The organism is Methylobacterium longum, from assembly GCF_022179385.1.
GTDB lineage: Bacteria > Pseudomonadota > Alphaproteobacteria > Rhizobiales > Beijerinckiaceae > Methylobacterium > Methylobacterium longum.
Genome location: NZ_BPQS01000009.1, coordinates 68,993 through 91,617 on the forward strand (window position 1 = coordinate 68,993; position 22,625 = coordinate 91,617).

Consider the following 22,625-nt stretch of genomic DNA (forward strand, 5'->3'; position numbering starts at 1 on the left):
CCCCCAAGTCTAAAAGCAATGTAATAACATTGCAATTCAACGTCCACTCGGTGACGGCGCCGAAACGCGTGCGCGGCGGCCCGATGTCGGATTCGGGGAGTTCGAGAGGACGGAGACGGACATCGGGAACGGTGTCGCGGGCGCGCTTGCTGTGGCACGTCACCGCGAACGAGGCCTCGGCGACCGCCTCCCCTCGGGATTGACGGTGCCTCGACACCCGCCAGGACACCCCGCCCGGCGCGTTTCGCGTGTGACCACGGCTGACGGCAGGTCTCCTGGCTCGCGGGTCGCCGCCCTCGCACCGTCTTCCCGGGGTGACCCAGTGACGTGGTGGTGAAGGGCTCGCCGCTTACAGTTGCGGGGGCAGCCGCGGCTTCGGGGCGAACCCCTCACCGCGTTCCCTTTTGATCCCCAAGGGGAACCGTCGGCCGACAGCTTGGCCGTAGCGCGCCTGGGCGTCAACCGCGTGTCCGAAGGTTGCCGTGAATCGACGCGGGCGGTGCTCCGTTGCGGCTCCGGCGGGGACGCGGTGATCGGTTCGAAATATGGGTTGGAGCCCCTCTTGCGGGGATCCGCTTGGAGGCCCGAGCCTGCCCCGGCGCTACAATAGCTTGTCGGTGGCCGAGATCCGTGCCGATGACGGACAGCCCAAGGTTTTCCGGCTCCTCGGGAGCAGCGTCGCGTTCGCCGTAAGCGCCCGGAACGGCCTGATCCACGCGTTTTCAGGGGAACTCGGCATCAGGGTCTCGGTCTTCGGCGGCCCGCGCGTGGGGCGAATGACGTCGCGTACGAGGGGCTGGTCGGGCACGAGGTCCTCTTCCTGTTCCCGGTCGCCCTGCCGGCCGGTCGGCTCGACGGACAGGATCGCTTCGTTGGGACTCTGAGCCCTGATGGGCCCGCGTGGAGGGCCGCCTTTGCCGCTGCGCGCGGGCGATGCTACAGCCGGTCGATCCCATCGGTCCGGACGTCCGCGACGCCGCGGCCCATGCGCGCGGACGCCCCGTCCGCAGCGGAGACGGGTGCCGGCGGAAACATGACGACACGACCTCCCAAAAGCGGCGGGCCGAGGGGGCGCAAGCCTCAGGCCGGCAAATCCAACGCAGGTCCGTTCAAGGCCGGCAAGTTCGGCGCCGGCAACGGCTACGCCGACGGCCGCGCCCGCACGGGCCCCCGCACCAGCGCCCGGGATGCCGCCGAGCGCGCCGCCCGCAACCGCGGCGACGATGCCGGGGCGCGCGACCCGTGGGGGGCCGGCCAGGCACCGGCGGCCGCTGCACCGGCGCGGCCCCCGAAGGCGCGCACCGCGCCGGCGTCGACACGCCGGGACGCGCCTCCGCCCCGCCGTACGGCCGCGCCCGCACCAGGCCGGCCCCCGGCCAAGCGCGCGGAGGCCTCGGCCCCCGCGCCGGCGCCCGCAGCCGCCCCGACACGCCGCGAGCAGCGCGCCGCCGCCTCCGCGACCCTCGCGTCCGGGGTACAGACTTTGACGGTGGAGCCGGACGAGGCCGGGATGCGGATCGACCGCTTCCTCACGGCCCGCTTCCCGCTCCTGCCCTTCACCCGCGTGCAAACCATCGTGCGCAAGGGTGAGTTGCGGGTCGACGGCAAGCGCGCCAAGCCGAACGACCGGCTGGAGCCGGGCATGAGCGTGCGCGTGCCGCCGCTGCGCCTTGAGCAGCCCACCGAGCGCCCGCGCAGCGCCGCCCGCGAGCAGGACGACGCGGAGTTCATCCGCTCGCTGATCCTCTACGAGGACGCGGACATGATGATCCTCAACAAGCCCTTCGGACTCGCGGTCCAGGGCGGGTCGGGGACGGTCCGGCACGTGGACGGCCTGCTCGCCGCGCTCACCAGCCCGGACGGCCAGAAGCCCCGCCTCGTTCACCGGCTGGACAAGGATACCGCCGGCTGCCTGATCGTCGCCAAGACCCGGCTCGCCGCGGCGACGCTGGCCAAGAGCTTCCGGTCCCGGGCGGCGCGGAAGATCTACTGGGCGCTGACCGCCGGCGTGCCGCGGGTGCGTCAGGGCCGCGTCTCCACCTACCTCGCCAAGGAGGAGCCCACCGACGCCGACGCGCGGATGCGCGTCGCCAAGCACGGCGACGAGGGTGCCAGCCACGCGCTGACCTACTACGCGATGGTCGACCAGGCCGCCCAGAAGCTGTCCTGGCTATCCTTCAAGCCGGTGACCGGCCGCACGCACCAGCTGCGCGCCCATGCGGCCCATATCGGCCACCCGATCGTCGGCGATCCCAAATATTTCTCCGTCGAGAACTGGGAGCTGCCGGGGGGTATCCAGAACCGGCTCCACCTGCTCGCCCGGCGGATCGTCATCCCGCACCCACGCACCGGCAAGCCCGTGGACGTGAGCGCGCCGCTGCCGCCCCACATGGCCCAGAGCTGGAACCTCCTCGGCTTCGATGCCGGCCGCTATGACCCGATCGTCGAGGCGCCGGAGGCCTGATCCAGGAGCCACGGCACGATTGCGTCGGCCAGGGCCTCGGGCGCCTCCAGGGGCAGCATGTGGCCCGATCCGTCGATCACCGTGATCGTGGCGCCCGAAATGCCGTCGCGAAGCTCCCGTCCCTCGTCGAGGCCGCGCAGGGCGTCCTGCGCCGCCACCACCACCAGGGTCGGGCATCGGATCGTGCCGAGCCGGTCGAGGTCGGCCATGCGGGCTTGCCCGGCCTGGCGCAGGAACACCGGACCGCCCAGCCGGTCGCCCATTCGGCGGATGCGCGCGAGGAGAGTCGCGTCCCCGGCCCGCTCCGGATGTACGGATTGAAGGATCGCGTTCCGGCTCAGTCCGGCGAAGCCCTGCTCGCGGACTTGTGCAACGGCGAACGCCTTCCGTGTCGCCTGCGCGCGCGTGTCGGCCCGCGCCGAGGTGGCGATCAGGACGAGGGCCTGGACCCGCTCGGGTGCGCGGTAGGCGACGGCCCGGGCCACGTAGCCGCCCATCGAGAAGCCTACCAGAGCGAACCGGTCCGGCGCTGCGGCGGCGACCCGCAGCGCCATGTCGTGGATGGTCGCGTCCTGCGTGACGTCGCCGTGCATCACCGGGCCGATCCCGGACAGACGGGGCATCAGGTCGGTCCACAGGTCGGGATCGGTCATGAAGCCGGGGAGCAGCACGAGGTTCATGACCGGTTCCGTACTCCGCGTGCCGGCTTCGGCGCCGCCGGTCGCCGCGCATGATACGAGCCTGGATGCGGCCCGACATCCCAGGGTCTCGCGTCCGGCATGCCTTGGCAACCGGTCGCGCCGCCTCATATGCTGCCCCGCACCCCGACACTCCCCGGGATGCGATTCCAAGCGGTTCGAGATCCTGACGCATGAAGCTCGCGATGCTGGCCTGCCTCGCCGCCCTGTGCCTCACCGGGCCGATCGCGCATGCCGCGCCGGGCGAGGCGCCCAAATCCACGGCACCGGTCCATCCGGCGGCGCCGACCGAGGCGGCGAAGTCGCAACCGTCCGCCGCGCCGGGGGACGCGGCATCGCCCGCGCAGACCGCGCCGCGGCCGGCCTCAAGCGGCCGGGCCGAGCGCCGGCGGCGGTCCTACGCGGCCTGCAACCGCGCGTCGCACCAGCGGGGCCTGCGCGGCGGCAAGCGGCGGCGCTTCCTGATCCGCTGCCGTCTCGGCTACGAGCGCACCCGCGGCCAGGCCGGTCAGCCCGCCGCCGGCCCGCTGCCGCAGACGGGCCGGAAGCCGTGATGCGGGCCGGCGCGCCCGCGCGGCCCCCGGCCCGCCACCGGCCATGAGGCTCATCGTCTTCGACGTCGACGGGACCCTCGTCGACAGCCAGCACTTGATCGTGGCGGCCCAGGGGATCGCCTTCGCGGAGAACGGCCTGCGGGCTCCGGAGCGGCGGGAGGCGCTGTCCGTGGTCGGCCTGTCGCTGCCGCAGGCCTTCCGCCGCCTCGTGGGCGAGGATGGTCCGATCGTCGAACTCTCGGAGAGCTACAAGCAGGCCTACAACCGCCTGCGCCTCGATCCGGCGCACGAGGAGCCGCTGTTCCCCGGCATGGCGGAGCTTCTGGCCGCGCTGCACGCCCGGGACGACGTGCTGATCGGCCTCGCCACCGGCAAGTCGCGGCGGGGCGTCGACCGGCTGATCGCGCACCACGGCTGGGCGGATTGGTTCGCCACGACGCAGAGCGCCGACGACGCGCCGTCGAAGCCCGACCCGACCATGCTGCGGCAGGCCATGGACGAGGCCGGCTGCGAGCCCGGGGCGACCATCATGGTCGGCGACACCACCTTCGACATCGCCATGGGCGTGGCGGCCGGCGCCGTCGCCGTGGGGGTGGCCTGGGGCTACCACCCGCCCGAATCCCTCTACGGGGCCGGCGCCGTGACGGTGGTTCCCAGCGCCGCCGCGCTGGCGGCGCGACTCCTCGATGGAATCGACGCGGCACGGTGAGCCGGAAGGCTCGCGCGCGGGCCGCGGAACGCCTATCTCGCGGTCATGAGCGATGAGACGACTGACTGGCTCGGGCAACCGGGCGACGCCGAGCGACCCGACCCGGTGCGGGCGGCGCGCGGCCATGCGAAGCCGGCCCTGCCCCGGCGCTTCTACACGGAGGCCGGCTTCTCCGAGGACGCGGACGGGTTCCGCCTGACCCTCGACGGACGCCCCGCCAACACCCCGGCCCGCAACCCGCTGCGTCTGCCCAGCCGGGACTTGGCCGCGAAGGTCGCGGCCGAGTGGGCCGCGCAGGAGACGTCGATCGACCCGGCCCGGATGCCCCTGACGCGCCTCGCCAACACGGCGATCGACGGGGTCGCCCCCCGCCACGCGGCCGTGGTGGAGGACCTGTGCGCCTACGCGGGCACGGATCTGGTGGCCTACCGGGCGGGGGATCCGGAACGTCTGGTGCGGGCTCAGGCCGAGGCCTGGGACCCGATCCTCGTCTGGGCGCGGGAAGAACTCGGCGCCCGGGTCATCCTGAGCGAGGGCGTGATGCATGTGGCGCAGCCGCCCGACACGATTCGGGCCCTCTCCGAGGCGGTGGCGGCCGAGACGGATCCGTTCGCGCTGACGGGCCTGCACACGCTGACGACGCTTTCCGGCTCCCTGCTGATTGCCCTGGCGGTGCTGCGCGGCCGGCTGACCCCGGCCGAGGCCTGGGCCGCGGCGCACGTCGACGAGACCTATCAGGCCGAGGTCTGGGGCCGGGACGCGGAGGCCGAAGCCCGCCTCGCGGCCCGCCGCGCCGATTTCGAGGCTGCCGCCGCGTTCGTCGGGGCGGGGCGCTGAATCGGCACCGCCGTCCGGCCCGGTCTCCCAGATGCAATTGCGCAACAATCCCGAAATCCGGGCGAAACGCGCGTGCCGTCCGCTGACTCCGGGCGAGGACTGACTTATGGATCGCCTGTCCTGTTTTCGGGTCGACCATGCGTACCGATCAGCCAGTCTGCTGCCGTTTCGAAAGTGAGCTGACGTCGCTGATCGCGCAGAATCAGTCTTCGGGTCTCGACGGGACGCGCGATGCGCTGTTCGAGGCGTTGCGCGCGCTGGAAGGACGGGCCAGATCGGAGGCAGCCTCGGCGCTGACCTTGCGGAAGATCGCGGAGGCTCGCTTCCTCGTCGGCATTCTTCGCGACGCCGTGCGCCCGTTCCCGGTGGCGCCCCTGCGGACGGTGCTGCGGGTGCGGGAGCGTCCCCGAGCCCCCGTGGATCTCGACGCCTGAGGCATCCCGACGCGTTACGGCCGGGGCGTCATCCCCCCGCCGACAAGGCGGCCTCGACCTGCGCCTCCAGGGCGGCCGGCTTGGTCGCGGGGGCGAACCGCGCGAGGACCCGGCCGTCGCGGCCCACCAGGAACTTGGTGAAGTTCCACTTGATCGCCCGCATGCCGAGCAGCCCGGGCTTGGCCCGGGTCAGGTGGTCATACAGCGGATCGGCCCCGGGCCCGTTCACCGCGATCTTGCCGAGCACCGGGAAGGTCACGTCGTAGCGCAGCGTGCAGAAGTGCTCGATCTCCGCGGCATCACCCGGCTCCTGAGCGCCGAACTGGTTGCAGGGAAAGCCCAGGACCGTGAGGCCTGCGTCCCGGTGGCGGCGCCAGAGCGCTTCCAGCCCTTCGTATTGCGGGGTGAAGCCGCAGCGCGAGGCGGTGTTGACCACCAGCAGAACGCGGCCGCGGTGCTGCGCCAGCGGGTAGGCGTGGCCGTCGGCGGCGGCGACGGTGAAGTCGTGGACGATCGTCATCCAAGATCACTCGGCCAAACCGGCCGCGCTCGCAAGATCCGACCCGCAGCGGCGCTGCCGAAGTCCCGGCGGGACAGGGCGCGTCGCGGTCCGCGCGCCGCGCAGTCCGACGTGGCCTAGCCGGCGCCGCCTCCCCGGCCTGTGCACAGGCCAGGCCTGGCGACATCCCGGCATGGTGGCGCGTGAGCGCCGACCGCGCCCCCGCCCCCGCCGGGACCCGATCGGGCGCGCGGAGGACGCGCCATCACGTTCACGTCCACGACGGCTGCTCGGAGCCGGAGGCGATGGGGACCGAGCTGCCGGCCGCGCAGGCCGCGCGGCTCGCGGCGATGCGGAGAAGCACCCTCCCGGAATGCCGGGTCGGTGCGCGCCGCGCCCTGCTCGCGCGCCGTCAGGCCGGGACCTTCTCCACGTCGAAGCTCGGGCCCTGAGGGGTCATACGGTCGCGGGTGACGATGCGCTCATGGGCCGAGACCACGCCGAGGCTGACGTCGCGGTCGGGCAGGACCATCGTGGTGGTCTTGTTGACGTGGACCAGCACGTGGCGCCGCAGGGGGGCGGAGGCTGCGGCCCACCGCTTGAGCTGCCCGTAATGGGGCTCGCGCCGCCACGCGTTCGGCTGACCGGGATCGACCTGCACGTTCATGTTGCGGGTGAGCGGATCGAGGGTGAGCACCATCTTGGCTCGGTCGGGCTTCCATTCCGGACCGAGCCAGCCCTCCGTCATCCAGAGGCAGTGGAACGCCCGGCAATGGTCGGGGCGCGTCGCGTGGATGGCGCAGCCCTGTCCGGCCTTGGTGTGGCGGCACCACTGGCCGGCCACGCTGGCGACGGCCGGCACGTCGTAGACCTTGCAGCAGAGGGTGCAGGCGCCGCAGGCGCGGCCGGGGGCGGGCTGGGCGACGAAAGCTTCGGGGTTCAGCATGGGGCATACAGCAAGCGCGGCATGCATCCGGCTACGGCCGGACGCGGATCCGCCGGGCTACCTGCGGGCGCATCAGGTCGGTAGTGTGGCGGCGGATCCAAGCGGCTTGAGGACCTTGCGACCGATGCTGTCAAATCTCGCGACCCGCGACGTCGAAACCCTGCTCCACCCCTACACCAACCTGTCGACGCACCGGCACACCGGTCCGCTGGTCCTGGAGCGCGGCGCGGGTGTCCACGTCTTCGACACGGAGGGGCGGTCCTACATCGAGGGCATGTCGGGCCTCTGGTGCACGGCCTTGGGCTACTCGAACGCGGAACTCGTGGAGGCGGCCCGGGAGCAGATGGCGCGCCTGCCGTTCACGCACCTGTTCTCCGGCCGCAGTCACGACCCGGGGATCGAGCTGGCCGAGACGCTGAAGGAGCTGATGCCGGTCCCGACCTCGAAGATCTTCTTCACCTCGTCGGGCTCGGAGGCCAACGACACCCAGGTGAAGCTCGCGTGGTACTACAACAACGCGCTGGGACGGCCGAGGAAGAAGAAGATCATCGCCCGGCAGAAGGGCTATCACGGCGTCACCGTGGCGAGCGCCTCGATGACCGGCCTCGCGGCGAACCATGCCGACTGGGACCTGCCGCTGCCCGGATTCCTGCACGTCTCCTGTGCGCACCATTACCGGGGCGCCGAAGCGGGCGAGAGCGAGGAGGCCTACTCGGCCCGGCTCGCCGCCGAGCTGGAGGAGACCATCCTGCGCGAGGGTCCGGAGACGGTGGCGGCCTTCATCGCCGAGCCCGTGATGGGTGCCGGCGGGGCGATCGTGCCGCCGCGGGGCTATTTCGCGGCCATCCAGGCCGTCCTGGCGAAGTACGAGGTCCGCCTGATCGCCGACGAGGTGATCTGCGGCTTCGGCCGCCTCGGGACTTGGTTCGGCAGCGAGGCGCTCGGCATGAGGCCGGACTCGATCTCCTTCGCCAAGGCGCTCACCTCGGCCTACATGCCGCTCGGCGGCGTGAGCATCGACGAGCCGCTCTACGAGGCGCTGGTCGGCCAGAGCGAGAAGATCGGCACCTTCGGGCACGGCACCACCTATTCCGGTCACCCGGTGGCCGCCGCGGTGGCGCTGAAGGCGATCGAGATCTACCGCCGCGACCGCGTGATCGAGGGCGCGGCCGAGAAGGCGCCGCACTTCCAGCGCCGGCTCTCGGCGCTCGCGGAGCACGCCATCGTGGGCGAGGCCGGGGGCATGGGCCTGATCGGCGGCCTGGAGATCGTCGCCGACAAGGCCACCAAGCGGCAGTACGATCCGAAGGCCGGGGTGGCCGCGCGCTGCGTGGCCTTCGCGCAGGGCGAGGGTCTGATCGTGCGGGCGCTCGCGGGCGACCGCGTGGCCGTCTGCCCGCCGCTGATCATCGCGTCCGACGAGGTCGACGCGCTGTTCGACCGGCTCGGCCGGGCGCTCGACCGGACCCGCGACTGGATCCGCGCCGAGGGGCTGGAGGCGATGCCGGGGTGACACGGGCGGCCCGGATCGACCCATCCGGGCCGCATCTCCGGGCCGATCCCTCAGCCCGCGGGGCCTGATCCCGCGGGGCCTGCGCGGCACCCCCGGACGCGGGGGTGGGCTGGATCCCCTCGTCGGGGAACCCGACGGCGTCGCACCGAGCGATTGGGGGCGCCTCCGGCGCGACCGGACGGCGCCGTCCGCGAAGGTGGCGCCGGTGTCATCCGTCCATAGGGAAATCAGGCCGGGTCGCGCTGCGCGTCCGGCTGCGCGATCGCCTGGAGCCCCGCCGGGGTCAGCGGCGTGATCCGCAGGGTGGTGATCCGGTTCTTGGCCTTCCGCAGCACGTGGAAGCGGAAGCCGTGGAAGTTGAAGGCCGTCCCCTGGTCGGGGATGGTCCGGGCCTCGTGGATGACGAGGCCGGCGATCGTGGTGGCCTCCTCGTCGGGCAGGTTCCAGTCCATGGCGCGGTTCAGATCGCGGATCGGCACGCCGCCGTCGACGTTCACCGAACCGTCCCCCTGCGGCCGCACGCCGGAGACCGCGACGTCGTGCTCGTCGGCGATCTCGCCGACGATCTCCTCCAGGATGTCCTCCAGGGTGACGAGGCCCATCACCTCGCCGTACTCGTCCACGACGAGGGCGAAGTGGGTCTTCTTGGTCAGGAAGGCCTTGAGCTGGGCGCGCAACGACGTGGTACCCGGCACGAACCACGTCTCCAGGGCCAGCGCCTCGACCTTCAGGCCGGAGGCGTCGCCGCCCGCGGCGTCGAGCGCGCGCAACAGGTCCTTGGCGTGGAGCACGCCGACGATGTTCTCCGGCGTGCCGCGCCACAGGGGCATCCGCGTGTAGGGCGAGGACAGCACCGCCCGGACGATGTCCTCGGAGGGCTGGTCGGCGTCGATCGCCCGCATCTTCGTGCGGTGGACCATCACGTCGGAGACCGACAGGTCCGAGAGGTCGAGGAGGCCGCCGAGCATGTCGCGCTCGGCCTTGGCGACCCCGCCCTCGCGGTGCATCAGCGCCACCTGCCCGCGCAGCTCCTCGGCCGCGGTGAGGATCGACTGGTGCTCGCCGATCGTGACGCCGAAGGGCTTCAGCATCAGCCGCACGACGTGCTCGATGGCGATCGCCGCCGGCCCCATGATCGCGACCGCGAAGGCCACCGGCCGCGCCGTGAGCAGCGCCGCCTTGTCGGGTTTGGAGATGGCGAGCGTCTTCGGCAGCACCTCGGCGAAGACGATGACCAGCACCGACATGCCCACGGTCGCGTAGATCACGCCGCTCTTGCCGAACAGCGCCGTGAGCACGCTGGTGGTGAAGGCCGAGGCGCCGATCGCCACGATGTTGTAGCCGATCAGCATGGCGCCGATGAAGCGCTCGCGGATCGCCAGGATGCGGTTGACGATCGCGGCCCGCGGGTCCCCGGCCTGCTCCAGGGCGTGCATCCGCGCCCGGGACGCCGCCGTGAAGGCCGTCTCCGCCCCCGCGAAGAAGGCCGAGAGCAGCAGCGAGATCACCACGATGCTCGCGGCGAACCACAGGTCGATATGGGTTTCCATCGGTTCCAAGGAGCACGCTCATGCGGCGGGGCGGCCGCCCATATAGCGTCTCCCGCGCGTTATTGCGCCCCGATCCGGCGCACCGTCCACGTCGCCCAGTAGACCGGCCGCCCGTAGAGGCTCGACGCGTCGCGCCCGGAGGCGGTGGGGGCGAGCCGGTCCAGCCAGGTCAGGAACCCGGCCTTGCCCGGGTAGATCGCGGGCGTGTCGAGGTTGCCCTGCGCGTCGGTCATCCAGAAATGCGCGCTCCGGTCGTAGCGGCCGCTGCCGTCGCCCCCCGAGCGCAGGCCGAGATAGGCCGGCGAGCGGCCCGCCTCCACGGGGTCGGCGTAGAGCTTGAGGGCGCCGATGCCGTCGAGGGCCAGGTCGGCGGTGTATTGCAGGCAGATGTCGGCCACCGGGCCGCCGGGCGCGTTCGCGGGCCTCTGGCAGGTGTAGGAGACCGCCCAGCGCTGCAGGCCCTTGGCCCGCGCCACGCGGACGAGGCTCCCGGGCGGCAGCGGACCGGCGAGCTTGCGTGCCGCCGACCAGACCTTCGCGCCGGACAGGTCCTGCGCCGTGCGCAGGTAGAGGGCGGTGCGGCGCTTCTCGGGGGCGAGGCCGCAATCCTCCGGGAGCACGTCCGTGTAGACGTAGTGGTAGGTACGGTCGACGACGCTGATCGAGCCGGCGAGGCCGTGCGTCTCGAAGGCCGGCGCCGTGCAGGCCGAGGCCACGGGCTTGCCGGTCTCGTCGATCACGGCGGCCGGCGTCGGCGGTTCGCTCCGGCCGCGGCCGGCGCCGGCCTCGAACGGCGTCCAGGTCAGGCCGTAGCCGTCCGCGGTGCGGGTGCGGATCTCGAAGGTCTGGAAGTCGAGGGTGCGCGCCTCGATCTGGACGCGGCGCCGGACGTCGGCCGGCCCGGCCGCCGGCGTCTCCGGCTTGGCCCGGCGGCGCCCGCGCCGGCGCCGGCTCCCGGCCTCCGGCTCGTCGCCGGCCGTCACGCCCACGCGCTCCTGGCCGAGGAGGAAGACGTAGCTGTAGGCCTCGCCGGCCCAGTCCCGACCCGAGACCGCGATCGGGTCGCGCGGCCCGATGCCCTCGGCGGAGGGGGTCGGCTCGGTCCAGCCCCGGTTCCGGCTCCGCTCCTCCGGCAGCTCCACCCAGAACCGGTCGGCCGAGGGCGGGAGCGTCGTGGCCAGGGCCTCGAAGGTGCGGCCGGTGCGCAGGGCGCCGCCATCGCGGCTGTCGGTGGCGCGCCGGTCCGGGCAGGGCTCGTCGCCGCGGCGGCTCGCGATCGGTGTCTGCCCCTGGAACACGGCCTGCAACGGCCCGGGCGCCTCCGCGCGGGCGAGCCGCAGGATCTGAACCCCGCGCACGAACGCGCACGGCGCGGGAGAGATCAGGACGCCCTCGGCCTCGGAGCCCTCGCGGCAGATCTCCAGATCGCCGCCGGTGACGAAGCAGCTCGGCGCGCTGGCCTCGAAACCCGCCGGGCGGGCCGCGGCGGCCTGCGGTGCCCCGAGCGCGGACGCGATCAGCGCGCAGAGCCCCGCAGCACCGGACGGCACTCGCGCGCGCGCGCGACGGGGCTGACAGTCACGGGCTCGGTGATCGACGGTATCGGCGGACGACGTCTCGACAGTCTTCAAAGAAACCACGTCTATCGCCAGCGATGATCCGGTCGGCCGGAAAGTCTCGCAGCCTCTAACTCACGGTCGCCGGAGCGGGAAGGGGCCGGACCACGCAAGACGGGCACTTCATGCCGAGCACTTCCTGGGGCACGGGGCGAACCCGGCGCCCGCTCGTCCGTTGTCGCGGCTTGAGGGCCCCGCGGGCCCGACCCTGTCAGCGTCCGGAGATCAGCGCATGGATATCGCCGTCGAAACCGTCACCGAGATCGTCCTGCGGCTGCGCGCGATCGAGGTGAAGGAAGGCAACACCGATCCGGACTCCGGCTCCAACCCGATCGACGACGGCGCGACCGACGTGCTGATCTCGGGAACCGACGACGCCACTGAGTCCGAGGTTCGCAGCATGATCGCCGGCCTCGACGACGATTCCCGCGCGGAGCTGCTGGCCCTGTTCTACGTCGGCCGCGGGGACATGGAGCCGGAGGAATGGAGCGAGGCGGTGCGCTTCGCCCGCGAGCGCGAAGGCGTCGGCGAGGGTGCCGTGCCGACCCTGCTGGGCTCGCCGATCGCCGGGGATCTCCTGGAAGAGGGTCTCGACGCCCTGGGGCTCACCCCCGAACTGCCGCCGGCCTGAGCGCCCGGACCGCCGGCGCTCTCCCATGGCCTCGCGCATGCGCAAGGGCGCCCTCAAGGCGCTGCGGGTCCTCACCCGGCCGGTCCGCCGCGCCCAGGGCTATGGCGGCAAGGGCCGCGGCGGCCTCGTGGTCGAACCCTACCGCGGCTACGGCTCCCGCGACGAGGTCTTCCTGATCGGCCGGGTGTTCCGGCAATCGCCCGGCATACCGGGCGAGGATCCCGAATCGCTGCGGGCGCAGTGGCGCGACCTGCGCCGCCGCATCGCCCGGCGGACCGTGGCCGGCGCCGCCGTGACGGCCCGGATCGGCGGCGACGCCATCCGGGTCGAGACCGATCGGGACGGCTATTTCCGCGCGCACCTGCATCCGCGCCTGAGCCCGACGGAAACCGGAAGCTGGCATCCGGTCGATCTTCTCCTCGAGGTCGAACCGCCGGTCCCGGCCGAAGGTGCGGTGTTCATCCCCCCCAACCGCAGCCGCTGCGTGGTCGTCAGCGACATCGACGACACGGTCATGCGGACCGGCGTCGCCAACAAGCTCAAGATGCTCTGGCGGCTGTTCGTGGAGGATGCCGAGAGCCGGGTCGCGTTCCCGGGCGTGGCCGCCCTCTACCGGGCGCTGCATGCCGGGGCGGGCGGGGCCGAGGGCAACCCGATGCTCTACGTCTCGCGCGCCCCCTGGGGCCTCTACGAGATGCTGTCCGAGTTCTTCCAGCGCCACGGCATCCCGGCGGGGCCGGTGCTGTTCCTGCGGGAATGGGGCCTGTCCTGGACGCATCCCCTGCCCCGCCGGGCGACGGACCACAAGCAGGCGCTGATCCGGCACATGCTGGCGCTCTATCGCGACCTGCCCTTCGTGCTGATCGGCGACAGCGGCCAGCACGATCCGGAGGTCTACGCCCAGATCGTCGAGGAGAACCCCGGACGGGTGCTGGCGGTCTACATCCGCAACGTGTCCCGCGAGGCGGCGCGGATCGAGGAGATCGTCCGCCTCGCGGGTGCGGTCGCCCGGGCGGGCTCCAGCCTCGTGCTCGCCGCGGACAGCGTCGCCATGGCGGAGCACGCAGCCGGGATCGGCCTGATCGCGCCCGAGGCCGTGGCGGGCGTCGCCGACGAGCACGCCGCGGATGCGGAAGCCGGACCACGCCGCGAGACCGCGCGGATCATCGCGGAGCCGCCCGATCCCGCGGCCGGGGCGCCGCAGACCGCGATCTCCCCCGATGCCATCACGGAGGCCCTGGTCGGCGACGGTACCGTGCCGGCCACCGTCGTTGTCGAGCCGCAGGAGCCGGCCGTCCTTCCGGAGCGCCATCGCTGAACGCGTGGCGACTGGCGCGGCTGCCACGCCCGGCTGCGGGTGTAACCGCGGCCGGTGTTCCGCGGCGCCGCGGCCCCTATCACCACGGCACGAACAGCCGCCACCCGAAAAACGGGGCCTCGACAGCGGCCGTCGCAGGAGGAAACGAGATGCGCCTCAGCCTGTCCGCGATGCTGGTCATCGCCTGTGGCTCTCATGCCGCCTTCGGGCAGGCCGCGCCCGTTCAGGGGCCGAGTTCCGGCTTCGAGCGGCTCGAAGCCGAGATGGGAGCGGCCAACGCCGGGCCGGGACCCCGGACGGTGCCGGCCAAGGTGATTCCCGTGCCGGACACCGTCAGCCCGCAATTCCGCACCGCCGTAGCGGCGCCCTACCGTGCGCCAGCCTGGAACGCGAACCCGTCGGACCCGGCGGCCTGGAAGGCGCTGGTCGACCGGCTCGCCGCGGCCGGCGCCGCCGGTCTTCCGGCCCTACGCGAGAAACTCGGTGTCACCAGCGAGGCGGCGGTGATCGGCGGCGTGAAGGCCTTCATCGTTCAGCCGCGGCAGATGCCGGAGGCCAACCGGAACCGCCTGCTGCTGCACATCCACGGCGGCGGTTACGTCTACAATCCCGGTGAGGCCGGCACCCTGGAGGCGATCCTGATGGCCGGTCTGGGCGGCTTCAAGGTAATCTCCGTGGATTACCGGATGCCGCCCGACGCGCCCTATCCGGCCGCCATGGACGATGCCGCCGCGGCGTGGCGGGCGATGCTGACCATGCAGAAGCCGCAGAACATGGCGGTGTTCGGTACCTCCACGGGCGGCGGCATGACCCTGGCCCTGATGCTGCGCGCCAAGGCCGAGGGGTTGCCGCTGCCGGCCGCCATCGGCCTCGGCACGCCGTGGTCCGACATGACCGAGACCGGTGACAGCTACAAGACCAACGAGTGGATCGACAACGTGCTCGTCAGCTACTCGGGCTATCTCACGCCGGCGGCCAAGCTCTACGCGGCCGGTCGCGACCTGAAGGATCCGCAGCTCTCGCCGATCTACGGCGACTTCGCGGGCCTCCCGCCCGCGATCCTGATCACCGGCACCCGCGACCTGTTCCTGTCGAACACCGTCCGCACCCACCGGAAGCTGCGCGCCGCCGGGATCGAGGCCTCGCTGCAGGTGTTCGAGGGCCTGTCGCACGCGCAGTACCTGGCCACGCTCGACGCCCCAGAGACCAAGGAGGTGTTCGGCGAGATGGCACGCTTCCTCGACGCGCATCTCGCACGCTAGGGGCCCCCGGGGCCGGCCCGGCCGTATGCCGTTCCTCACGAGATGGTGCAATGCAGCACCTCGTGGGGAGCGCTTCACATCGCGACCGCGATGCCTAGGTTTGGGCGTTCGCATGCCGGTCCACGCACTTCGCGACTCCGGGAGCCCGAACATTGCAAACCTACACCCTCGCGATCGCCGACGGCGTCCTGTTCGCCTGCCTGCCCGACGAGGCCGACATCTCGGCCGCCATCACCGACGCCACCGCGATGAGCTACGGTTTCGGCCTGAGCCTCGACATCGTCCGTGGGGCGACCCTGACTGACGCCGCCTGGCCGGAGGACGAGGTCGTCTGGCAGGAAGGATCGGACAGCGAATTGCTGGATGACCAAGGGCGGCGCTACCGCTACGCCGTTCGCCGGCCGTCCTGATCGGGGCCCCCGGGGGCCTGACGCCGAGCCGGCCCCGGATGCGAGGCTGCGCGGATGCGGACGGGGGAGAAGAGCGCCGGGCGGAGTGGAGGCCTCGGCCGCTTCCTCGTCCTGAATGCCGCTCTCTACGGCGCCTATGGCTGCCTCTCGCCGATCCTGCCGAATGTCCTCACCGCGCGCGGCCTGAGCCCGGGCGAGATCGGCGCCCTGCTGGCCGCCGCCGGAGCCCTTCGCCTGGTGGTCGGCCCCCTCGCCGGCGCCTATGCCGACCGGCACCGGGCGGGCCGGACCGTCCTCGCGGCGAGCCTCGTCCTCACCGGTCTCGCCACTCTGGCCCACCTCCCGGCCGCGGGTTTCGCGCAGCTCCTCGGGCCGGGCCTCGCCTACGGCGTCGGGACCGCGGCGCCCGCGCCCCTCGCCGATGCCCTGACCCTGGCGGCGGCGCGGGGCGGGACCGCCTTCCAGTACGGCTGGGTCCGCGCCGCCGGCTCGGCCGCCTTCATCGCCGCGACGGTGGCCGCGGGCTGGCTCATCGAGGCCCGTAGCCTCGTCGCGCCGGTGATCGCGGGCGGCGTCCTGTTCCTCGCCGCATCCGCCGCCGCCCTGTCGGTGCCCGCAGCCCAAGCGGTCGCCGCCGGGACCGGATCGCCGTGGAGCGGTTTCTCCAGCCTGATCCGGCTGACCCGCTTTCGCCGCACGGTGCTGGCCGCGGCCCTCGTCATCGGCGCGCACGCGATGCATGACGGTTTCGCGATGATCCTGTGGCGCGGGTCCGGGATCGGAGCGGGAACGGCCGGGCTGCTGTGGTCGGAATCGGTGGCCGCCGAGGTGCTGGTGTTCCTCTTCGTCGGCCCGCGCCTGCTGGGGCGGATCGGGCTTCCGGCGGGCGTCGCGGTGGCGGCCTGCGCCGGTGCATTGCGCTGGGCGGTGCTGGGCTCCACCACGGCGATCCCGTGGATCGCCGCCGTCGAGGCGCTGCACGGTCTCAGCTTCGCCCTCCTGCACCTCGCCTGCCTGGGCTTGATCGAGGAGGCCACGCCTTCGGAGCTGCGCACCACCGCGCTCGCCCTCTACGGCACGCTGGGCCTCGGCCTGTCCGGCGTGCTGGCCACCCTCGCGTCCGGCGCGCTCTACGGCGCCTTCGGCGCGGCGGCCTTCTGGGCGATGGCGGCGGTCAGCCTCGCCGCTCTGCCGCTGGTCCGGGGGCTGGGGCGGGTCTGAACGCGCGCGGGTTCTTTTCCGCGCGCTATGGTACGGACCCGGAACGGAGCCGCCCAAAACCGCGCATGCCCTTCATCGCCGAGATCCTGATCCCGCTCGCCCTCGACACGCCCTACAGCTACGTGGTGCCGGCCGGACTGGATCTCGCCGCGGGCGACGTGGTGCAGGTCCCCCTCGGCCCGCGGGAGATCGTCGGCGTCGTCTGGGGACTCGGCGACACTGCCGGCGGATCGAACCTGCGGCCGGTGACCGGCCGCCTGCCCTACCCGCCCCTGTCCGACCCGTTGCGGAGCCTCGTCGACTGGATCGCCCGCTACACCCTGGCGCCAAAGGGCTCGGCGCTCGCCATGGTGCTGCGCCTGCCCGACGAGGCGGCGGCGGTCGAGACCGTGCGGGTCGCCGTGCGCATCACCGGCAAGCCGCCGGCCCGGCCGACCGCGGCCCGCTCGAAGATCCTGGCGGTCGCGGTCGACGGCGCCTTGCGCGGCAAGAGCGCGCTGGCCAAGGAGGCCGGCGTCTCGCTCTCGGTGGTCGACGGTCTGATCGACGACGGCGCCCTGGAGGCGGTCGCGGTCGAGCCGGAGCCGGTCGCCCCGCGCCCGGACCCCGACTTCCCGCGGACGCCGCTCTCGCCCGCCCAGGCCGAGGCGGTGACGGCCCTCGTCGAAGGCTTCCCGTGGCGGCGGGGCCCCGGCGAGGAGACCGACAACCGGCCCGTCCTGCTGGAGGGGGTCACCGGCTCGGGCAAGACCGAGGTCTATTTCGAGGCGGTCGCGGCCTGCATCCGGGAGGGGCGCCAGGCCCTGATCCTGATGCCGGAGATCGCCCTGACGGCGCAGTTCCTCGACCGCTTCGCGGCCCGGTTCGGCGTGCGGCCAGCGGCCTGGCATTCCGGGATCGGCGGGAAGCGGCGCGAGCGCCTGCGCCTGGCCGTGGCGGAGGGCGAGGCCCTGGTGGTGGTCGGCGCGCGCTCGGCCCTGTTCCTGCCCTTCGCCCGCCTGGGCCTGATCGTGGTCGATGAGGAGCACGAGACCGCCTACAAGCAGGAGGACGGGGTCCATTACCACGCCCGCGACATGGCGGTGGTCCGCGGGCGCCTGGAGGGCTGCCCGGTGGTCCTGACCTCGGCGACGCCCGCCATCGAGACTCGGGTGAACGCCGCCCGGGGTCGCTACCGGCACGTGCTGCTCCCGGAGCGCTTCGGCGGGCGCCGCCTGCCCGACATCGCCGCCATCGACATGCGCCTCGACCAGCCCGAGCGCGGCCGCTTCCTGAGCCCGCCGCTGGTCAACGCCGTGAAGAGCACCCTGGAGCGGGGCGAGCAGGCGCTGCTGTTCCTCAACCGCCGCGGCTACGCGCCGCTGACCCTCTGCCGGGCCTGCGGTCATCGCTACCAGTGCAAGAACTGCTCGACCTGGCTGGTCGAGCATCGCTTCCGCCGGGCGCTGGTCTGCCACCAGTGCGGCTACACCGAGCGCCGGCCGGAGGCCTGCACCGAGTGCGGCACCTTCGACAACCTCACGGCCTGCGGCCCCGGTGTCGAGCGGATCGCCGAGGAGGCCGCGGCTCTGTTTCCGGACCGGCGCATCGTCGTCCTGTCGAGCGACTTCCCGGGCGGCGCCGAGCGCCTGCGGCAGGAGCTGGACGCGGTGGCGGCGGGGGAATGCGACGTGGTGATCGGCACGCAGCTGGTGGCCAAGGGCCACAACTTCCCGTTCCTGACCCTCGTGGGCGTCCTCGACGCCGATATCGGCCTGACCTCGGGCGATCCCCGGGCGGCGGAGCGCACCTTCCAGCTGCTCCAGCAGGTGACCGGCCGGGCCGGACGCGGCGAGAAGCCCGGCCGGGCGCTCGTCCAGACCTACCAGCCGGACCACCCGGTGATCGCCGCCCTGCTCTCGGGCGACGCCGAGCGGTTCTACGCCGAGGAGATCCAGGCCCGTGAGGCGGCCGGCCTGCCGCCGTTCGGGCGGCTCGCGGCGCTGATCGTCTCGGCGAGCGAGCGCGAGACCGCCGAGGCGCACGGGCAGGCGCTGGCCCGCGCCGCCGATCCGCCCGACGGCGTGATGGTGCTGGGACCGGCCGAAGCGCCCCTGGCGCTGGTGCGCGGCCGCTACCGGTTCCGGCTGCTGGTGAAGACCGAGCGCAACGTCGACCTCCAGGCCTATCTGCGCGCCTGGATCGCCCGCGGCCCGAAGGTGCGCGGCAACGTCCGGGTCGCCATCGATGTCGATCCGCAGAGCTTTCTATGAGCGACGTCGCGCGGCTCCCGGCGGGGTGGAGACCGGTCCATCGGCGCGGGGCGCGGCGCGGCCCCCGCACGGTGTCCGATCGCGCCGCGATCGGGTATGGCTCTCTCCACGGGCGGCGGACCCCGGGCCGGAGACCGGCGACGGGACGCGGGCGGTTCCCGGAGGAGCGATCAGTGCTGACCTATACCAAGACGCCGGAGTCCAACGTCGCCGAGATCGTGGTCGACGGGAAGATCACCGATGAGGAGATGAACGCCGCGATGACCGCCATGAAGGCGGATCTCGACAAGGGCGGCAAGATCAAGCTGCTCGAGGACATCCGCGCCTTCGAAGGCATGGAGCCGGCGGCGTTCTTCAAGGATCCGCGCTTCGGCATCTCGATGATGAAGAGCATCAGCCACGTCGCCCTGGTGACGGACGCGCCCTGGCTGAAGGCGCTGGCCGAGACCTTCAACTTCGTCTCGCCGACTCAGATCAAGGTGTTCGAGCGGGCCCGCCTGAACGAGGCGCGCAGCTGGCTGGCCGCAGCCGCCTGATCGATCGTCACTCGGCCTGTGCGGTGCGGTTGTCGCTGCGCCGCGCGGTCCAGCGACCGGAGCACAGGGACGTCACCTTCCAGGTGCCGGAACCGTTGCCCGCTTGGAGGCGCCCCGTCCCGGTGCCGCTCGCCGTCCCGTTGCTGACGGTGAGCCCGACGCTGCCGTCGGCGCCGACATGTCCGCTGACCCGGGCCCCCGCGGTGCCGGAGATGAGCCGCACCTGCCCCTCGCGGATCGCGAGCGCGTAGGAATAGCGGGCGCTGCACAGGCCGCTTTCCGTGACCAGCTCCACCGACCACGTCCCGTTATGCGGGCCGGATTCCGCGCGTGCGGGCAGGCACGCGGGGACGGAAAGGCCGGCGGCGACGGCCGCGACGGCGGTCAGCTTGATCATCGTATGGCAATCTTTCAGCGATGCGGGCACTGCGCGACGCGACGTGCCCGGGTAGAATCATCGATGGAGGATGACTCAAGGCTGAACGATGGAAGCGGCAAGAGTATGGCGGTGGACGGGACGGCTCATCTTGAGCAACGGCTCCGCGCCCCGGAGGAATAGCCAAGCTCGAACCGGCCGATGCTGATTCTGGATCGACGGATACGGATCCAGATCTGTCCGTCATCCTGAGATGCCCGCGACGGCGGGCCCCACGGGCGCCCGCCGGACCGCGTCGCGGCTTCTCGCAATCGCCTGCGCGGCGCGAACCGCTCAATCGGTCAGCGGCCGGGCTTCCTCCGGCAGCATGATCGGGATGCCGTCGCGGATCGGGTAGGCGAGCTTCGCGGAGCGGCTCACCAGCTCCTGGCGGGCGGAATCGTATTCCAGCGTGCCCTTGGTCAGCGGGCAGACCAGGATCTCCAGGAGCTTGGGGTCGACCCGGGTCGCCTCGACGGTGGGGGTGAGGTCGTTGGTCATCGTGCGTGCAACCTACTGCATCGTGGATTCGGGGCCGGAGCCGCGAACCAGTTCCATCTGCGTGACCGCGATCAGGATCTCGGCCCGCGTCTTCAGGTCGGGCGCTTCCAGCATCGCCTGCTTCTCGCGCACGCCGAACGGGCTCATCATGCACAGGGCGTTGACCAGCGCCTCGTCGGGCGCCTCGTCGATCCCGGCCCAATCCACCTTGAGGTCGTTCGACTCCACGAAGTCGCGCAGCGCCTTGAGCACGCCGTCGCGGTCGACATGCTCCTCGCCCGCCCGCGGCTCGAAGTCCACCGCGAAGGCGTCGTACGAGACGTGGCAGCGCCGGTAGGCGCTGGTCGAGGCGAGTTCGCTCTCGACCCGGAACCGGCTGATGCCGGTGAGCGAGATCAGGTAACGGCCGTCGCCCGTCTCGGCGTACTGCGTCACCCGGCCCGCGCAGCCGACGCGGTAGAGCTTCGGCACGGTCGCGCCCGCCCCCTCGGGATCGGGCTGGATCATCCCGATGATCCGGTCCGTCCGCATGGCATCGTCGACCATCGCGAGGTAGCGCGGCTCGAAGACGTTCAGCGGCATCTGCCCGCGGGGCAGGAGCAGCGCGCCGGCCAGGGGGAAGACGGGGATCACGGCGGGGCAGTCCGCCGGGCCCTTGTAGCTCGCATGCGTGCTCATGGCGCCTCCCTGCTGAGACGAAGCGCGAGCCGGCGCCTCACGAGAATAGAAGTGCCGAGAGCTTGCGCCGTCCGCGGATCGTGTCCGGGTCCATCACGCCCCAGGCTTCGAAGAACTGAAGGAGCTGCTTGCGCGCGCCGTCGTCGTTCCACTCCCGGTCGCGCTTGCGCAGCTCGATCAAATGGTCGACGGCCTGCCCGCGCTCGCCCCGGGCGGCGAGGGCGAGGGCGAGGTCGAACCGGGCCTGATGGGCGTCCGGATCGGCTTCCACCGCTCGCTGGAGGCCGGCATGGTCGCCCAGCGCAGCGGCCTGCTCGGCGAGATCCAGGGCGGCGCGGATGCCGACGAGCGCCGGATCGGAGGCCTTGGCCTCCGGGACCATAGCGAGAACCCGCTTGGCGTTCTCCACCTCACCCGCGTCGAGCTGCAGCTTCGCGAGGCCGGCGAGCGCGGCGACGTTGTCGGGCTGCTGCTCCAGCACCGCCGCGTAGATCTCGGACGCGCCCGCGAGATCGCCCTCCTCGATCAGGCTGGCGGCCTCGGCGATGGCCGCCTCGACCGGATCCTGGACCGGGCCGGCGACGCGCCCGATCAGCTCCTTGATCTGGCTCTCCGGAACGGCGCCCATGAAGCCGTCGACCGGCTGCCCCTTCTGGAAGACGATCACGGCCGGGATCGACTGGATGCCGAGCTGACCCGCGATGGAGGGATGCTCGTCGATGTTCATCTTCACCAGGGCGACCGCGCCGGCGGCCTCCGTGACGACCTTCTCCAGGACCGGGGTCAGCTGCTTGCAGGGGCCGCACCAGGGCGCCCAGAAATCGACCAGTACCGGTCGTCGCATCGACTCGGCGATCACGTCCTGCCGGAAGCTGGCCGTGGTGGCGTCCTTGATGAGTGTGCCGGAATCGCCGGCCGGGGCGCTGCCTCCGGCGAGGGTGTCGTTCAGCATCGGGATGGCTTTGGAACCTTTTCGAACGGGCCCCTTAAATGGGGCTTCGGGCTGCGTCTGACCAGCCCGGCCGATGCCGACCCTTCACCGGGCGGGTGGTGCCGCCGGCGCGCCCGCCGCGTTCCGGGCTACCGTGACGAAGGTGGCCGCGAAGGCTTGACCGTCCGCCGCGTTGGCCTCGCAGGTGATCGCCGTGCGGCCGGGCGCCGGGGTCGAGAATCGGCACGCGCCGATGGCCAGCGTCGGAGGGCCGTCCTTGCCGAGGACGACGGCGTTGATCGGCTGCAGCGGGTCCGTCTCCTCCGTCGCTTCCTGCTGAGCGCCGTTGCCGCTGAAGCTGAGCGTCCGGCCGTCGGACGTGCTGAAGTCGAAGCTCGTGCGGTTCCGGCTGACCGAATTCATCAGGACGTTGCTGCAGGTCGAGCTCATGTCCTGCGAGCCGATGACGAGTTTCTCGCAGGTCCCTTCGAGCCGCAGCGCCGCCTGGGCGCGCGCCGCGGAGGGAAGGCCGAGAAGCGCGCAGAGGAGCGCGAGGCGCAAACTGTTCGTCATGGCGGATCGGGGTTCCTCCGGTTGAGAAGCGAACTAGGCGCGCCGCGCCCGCCGTCGAGGGTGCGGAAGGCGCGAGG

General features: G+C 72.4%; 23 protein-coding genes and 1 riboswitch. Of the genes, 13 read left to right on the forward strand and 10 right to left on the reverse strand.

The features are described from left to right. Window positions 1-248: 248 nt before the first annotated feature. Window positions 249-441, reverse strand: a riboswitch (cobalamin riboswitch). A 592-nt stretch (window positions 442-1,033) separates the two neighbouring features. Beyond that, on the forward strand, window positions 1,034-2,464 hold the full coding sequence (locus MFF58_RS10910) for an RluA family pseudouridine synthase (protein WP_238287231.1): 1,431 nt from the start codon (window positions 1,034-1,036) through the stop codon (window positions 2,462-2,464). Here the strand turns inward: MFF58_RS10910 and MFF58_RS10915 are convergent. Beyond that, complete coding sequence (locus MFF58_RS10915) at window positions 2,431-3,144, reverse strand: alpha/beta fold hydrolase (protein WP_238287233.1); 714 nt, start codon at window positions 3,142-3,144, stop codon at window positions 2,431-2,433. The genes MFF58_RS10910 and MFF58_RS10915 overlap by 34 nt on opposite strands. 191 nt (window positions 3,145-3,335) lie before the next feature. Between MFF58_RS10915 and MFF58_RS10920 the strand changes: the two genes are divergently transcribed. The 4 genes from MFF58_RS10920 to MFF58_RS10935 all read left to right on the forward strand — a co-directional run bounded on the left by MFF58_RS10920 (window position 3,336) and on the right by MFF58_RS10935 (window position 5,696). Next, complete coding sequence (locus tag MFF58_RS10920) at window positions 3,336-3,716, forward strand: hypothetical protein (RefSeq protein ID WP_238287235.1); 381 nt, start codon at window positions 3,336-3,338, stop codon at window positions 3,714-3,716. A 43-nt stretch (window positions 3,717-3,759) separates the two neighbouring features. Then, a complete protein-coding gene (locus tag MFF58_RS10925; protein WP_238287237.1) occupies window positions 3,760-4,425 on the forward strand; it encodes an HAD-IA family hydrolase in 666 nt (221 codons plus the stop codon). Window positions 4,426-4,470: 45 nt separating this feature from the next. Next, the gene (locus tag MFF58_RS10930) at window positions 4,471-5,262 is read left to right on the forward strand and encodes an ATP12 family chaperone protein (protein ID WP_238287239.1); all 792 of its coding nucleotides are present in this window, start codon (window positions 4,471-4,473) and stop codon (window positions 5,260-5,262) included. A 137-nt stretch (window positions 5,263-5,399) separates the two neighbouring features. Then, window positions 5,400-5,696 (forward strand): hypothetical protein, encoded by a 297-nt coding sequence (locus MFF58_RS10935; protein WP_238287241.1) that lies wholly within the window; start codon window positions 5,400-5,402, stop codon window positions 5,694-5,696. Window positions 5,697-5,724: 28 nt separating this feature from the next. Here the strand turns inward: MFF58_RS10935 and MFF58_RS10940 are convergent, their stop codons facing one another. Together MFF58_RS10940 and MFF58_RS10945 are read right to left on the reverse strand one after the other, a co-directional pair. Beyond that, window positions 5,725-6,216 carry a glutathione peroxidase gene (locus tag MFF58_RS10940; protein WP_238287243.1) on the reverse strand — a complete coding sequence of 164 codons (492 nt, stop codon included), beginning with the start codon at window positions 6,214-6,216 and terminating at the stop codon, window positions 5,725-5,727. 391 nt (window positions 6,217-6,607) lie between these two features. Then, entirely contained in the window at window positions 6,608-7,141 is a 534-nt protein-coding gene (locus MFF58_RS10945; protein WP_238287245.1) for a hypothetical protein, read from the reverse strand. Window positions 7,142-7,265: 124 nt separating this feature from the next. Here MFF58_RS10945 and MFF58_RS10950 point away from each other — a divergent pair, with 124 nt between their 5' ends. Further along, the gene (locus MFF58_RS10950; protein ID WP_238287247.1) at window positions 7,266-8,654 is read left to right on the forward strand and encodes an aminotransferase; all 1,389 of its coding nucleotides are present in this window, start codon (window positions 7,266-7,268) and stop codon (window positions 8,652-8,654) included. Between the two features lie 227 nt (window positions 8,655-8,881). Here MFF58_RS10950 and MFF58_RS10955 read toward each other — a convergent pair whose 3' ends face one another. Next, window positions 8,882-10,204 carry an HlyC/CorC family transporter gene (locus MFF58_RS10955; RefSeq protein ID WP_238287380.1) on the reverse strand — a complete coding sequence of 441 codons (1,323 nt, stop codon included), beginning with the start codon at window positions 10,202-10,204 and terminating at the stop codon, window positions 8,882-8,884. A 59-nt stretch (window positions 10,205-10,263) separates the two neighbouring features. Beyond that, complete coding sequence (locus MFF58_RS10960; RefSeq protein WP_238287249.1) at window positions 10,264-11,754, reverse strand: hypothetical protein; 1,491 nt, start codon at window positions 11,752-11,754, stop codon at window positions 10,264-10,266. Window positions 11,755-12,052: 298 nt separating this feature from the next. Between MFF58_RS10960 and MFF58_RS10965 the strand changes: the two genes are divergently transcribed. The 7 genes from MFF58_RS10965 to MFF58_RS10995 all read left to right on the forward strand — a co-directional run bounded on the left by MFF58_RS10965 (window position 12,053) and on the right by MFF58_RS10995 (window position 19,450). Beyond that, entirely contained in the window at window positions 12,053-12,451 is a 399-nt protein-coding gene (locus MFF58_RS10965; protein WP_238287250.1) for a DUF3775 domain-containing protein, read from the forward strand. 37 nt (window positions 12,452-12,488) lie between these two features. Beyond that, window positions 12,489-13,769 (forward strand): App1 family protein phosphatidate phosphatase, encoded by a 1,281-nt coding sequence (locus MFF58_RS10970; RefSeq protein ID WP_373323325.1) that lies wholly within the window; start codon window positions 12,489-12,491, stop codon window positions 13,767-13,769. Window positions 13,770-13,918: 149 nt separating this feature from the next. Then, window positions 13,919-15,031 (forward strand): alpha/beta hydrolase fold domain-containing protein, encoded by a 1,113-nt coding sequence (locus MFF58_RS10975; RefSeq protein ID WP_238287252.1) that lies wholly within the window; start codon window positions 13,919-13,921, stop codon window positions 15,029-15,031. Window positions 15,032-15,183: 152 nt separating this feature from the next. Then, a complete protein-coding gene (locus tag MFF58_RS10980; RefSeq protein ID WP_238287253.1) occupies window positions 15,184-15,441 on the forward strand; it encodes a hypothetical protein in 258 nt (85 codons plus the stop codon). A gap of 54 nt (window positions 15,442-15,495) precedes the next feature. Further along, entirely contained in the window at window positions 15,496-16,662 is a 1,167-nt protein-coding gene (locus MFF58_RS10985) for an MFS transporter (protein ID WP_238287254.1), read from the forward strand. A gap of 65 nt (window positions 16,663-16,727) precedes the next feature. Next, a complete protein-coding gene (locus tag MFF58_RS10990; RefSeq protein ID WP_238287255.1) occupies window positions 16,728-18,914 on the forward strand; it encodes a primosomal protein N' in 2,187 nt (728 codons plus the stop codon). Between the two features lie 173 nt (window positions 18,915-19,087). After that, window positions 19,088-19,450 carry a SpoIIAA family protein gene (locus MFF58_RS10995; protein WP_238287256.1) on the forward strand — a complete coding sequence of 121 codons (363 nt, stop codon included), beginning with the start codon at window positions 19,088-19,090 and terminating at the stop codon, window positions 19,448-19,450. Between the two features lie 7 nt (window positions 19,451-19,457). On the opposite strand, the gene MFF58_RS11000 is transcribed toward MFF58_RS10995, so the two are convergent. The 5 genes from MFF58_RS11000 to MFF58_RS11020 form a co-directional block, all read right to left on the reverse strand. Further along, window positions 19,458-19,847, reverse strand: coding sequence for a hypothetical protein (locus MFF58_RS11000; RefSeq protein ID WP_238287257.1), 390 nt, complete (start codon window positions 19,845-19,847; stop codon window positions 19,458-19,460). Between the two features lie 312 nt (window positions 19,848-20,159). Next, window positions 20,160-20,366 (reverse strand): Trm112 family protein, encoded by a 207-nt coding sequence (locus tag MFF58_RS11005; RefSeq protein WP_238287259.1) that lies wholly within the window; start codon window positions 20,364-20,366, stop codon window positions 20,160-20,162. A 12-nt stretch (window positions 20,367-20,378) separates the two neighbouring features. Further along, window positions 20,379-21,044, reverse strand: a complete 666-nt coding sequence (locus MFF58_RS11010) for an LON peptidase substrate-binding domain-containing protein (protein WP_238287261.1) — start codon at window positions 21,042-21,044, stop codon at window positions 20,379-20,381. A 37-nt stretch (window positions 21,045-21,081) separates the two neighbouring features. After that, window positions 21,082-21,996 (reverse strand): thioredoxin, encoded by a 915-nt coding sequence (gene trxA, locus MFF58_RS11015; RefSeq protein ID WP_238287263.1) that lies wholly within the window; start codon window positions 21,994-21,996, stop codon window positions 21,082-21,084. An 84-nt stretch (window positions 21,997-22,080) separates the two neighbouring features. After that, entirely contained in the window at window positions 22,081-22,548 is a 468-nt protein-coding gene (locus MFF58_RS11020; RefSeq protein WP_238287265.1) for a hypothetical protein, read from the reverse strand. Between the last annotated feature and the right edge of the window lie 77 nt (window positions 22,549-22,625).

Excerpts from the sequence above, each read along its gene's own strand:
- MFF58_RS10925 (WP_238287237.1), top strand. The coding sequence starts at position 3,760 with ATGAGGCTCATCGTCTTCGACGTCGACGGGACCCTCGTCGACAGCCAG.
- MFF58_RS11000 (WP_238287257.1), bottom strand. The coding sequence starts at position 19,847 with ATGATCAAGCTGACCGCCGTCGCGGCCGTCGCCGCCGGCCTTTCCGTC.
- MFF58_RS11020 (WP_238287265.1), bottom strand. The coding sequence starts at position 22,548 with ATGACGAACAGTTTGCGCCTCGCGCTCCTCTGCGCGCTTCTCGGCCTT.
- MFF58_RS10975 (WP_238287252.1), top strand. The coding sequence starts at position 13,919 with ATGCGCCTCAGCCTGTCCGCGATGCTGGTCATCGCCTGTGGCTCTCAT.
- MFF58_RS11005 (WP_238287259.1), bottom strand. The coding sequence starts at position 20,366 with ATGACCAACGACCTCACCCCCACCGTCGAGGCGACCCGGGTCGACCCC.
- MFF58_RS10965 (WP_238287250.1), top strand. The coding sequence starts at position 12,053 with ATGGATATCGCCGTCGAAACCGTCACCGAGATCGTCCTGCGGCTGCGC.
- MFF58_RS10955 (WP_238287380.1), bottom strand. The coding sequence starts at position 10,204 with ATGGAAACCCATATCGACCTGTGGTTCGCCGCGAGCATCGTGGTGATC.
- MFF58_RS10970 (WP_373323325.1), top strand. The coding sequence starts at position 12,489 with ATGCGCAAGGGCGCCCTCAAGGCGCTGCGGGTCCTCACCCGGCCGGTC.
- MFF58_RS10990 (WP_238287255.1), top strand. The coding sequence starts at position 16,728 with ATGCCCTTCATCGCCGAGATCCTGATCCCGCTCGCCCTCGACACGCCC.
- MFF58_RS10950 (WP_238287247.1), top strand. The coding sequence starts at position 7,266 with ATGCTGTCAAATCTCGCGACCCGCGACGTCGAAACCCTGCTCCACCCC.
- MFF58_RS10940 (WP_238287243.1), bottom strand. The coding sequence starts at position 6,216 with ATGACGATCGTCCACGACTTCACCGTCGCCGCCGCCGACGGCCACGCC.
- MFF58_RS11010 (WP_238287261.1), bottom strand. The coding sequence starts at position 21,044 with ATGAGCACGCATGCGAGCTACAAGGGCCCGGCGGACTGCCCCGCCGTG.
- MFF58_RS10915 (WP_238287233.1), bottom strand. The coding sequence starts at position 3,144 with ATGAACCTCGTGCTGCTCCCCGGCTTCATGACCGATCCCGACCTGTGG.
- MFF58_RS10930 (WP_238287239.1), top strand. The coding sequence starts at position 4,471 with ATGAGCGATGAGACGACTGACTGGCTCGGGCAACCGGGCGACGCCGAG.
- MFF58_RS10910 (WP_238287231.1), top strand. The coding sequence starts at position 1,034 with ATGACGACACGACCTCCCAAAAGCGGCGGGCCGAGGGGGCGCAAGCCT.
- MFF58_RS10945 (WP_238287245.1), bottom strand. The coding sequence starts at position 7,141 with ATGCTGAACCCCGAAGCTTTCGTCGCCCAGCCCGCCCCCGGCCGCGCC.
- MFF58_RS10985 (WP_238287254.1), top strand. The coding sequence starts at position 15,496 with ATGCGGACGGGGGAGAAGAGCGCCGGGCGGAGTGGAGGCCTCGGCCGC.
- MFF58_RS10935 (WP_238287241.1), top strand. The coding sequence starts at position 5,400 with ATGCGTACCGATCAGCCAGTCTGCTGCCGTTTCGAAAGTGAGCTGACG.
- trxA (WP_238287263.1), bottom strand. The coding sequence starts at position 21,996 with ATGCTGAACGACACCCTCGCCGGAGGCAGCGCCCCGGCCGGCGATTCC.
- MFF58_RS10920 (WP_238287235.1), top strand. The coding sequence starts at position 3,336 with ATGAAGCTCGCGATGCTGGCCTGCCTCGCCGCCCTGTGCCTCACCGGG.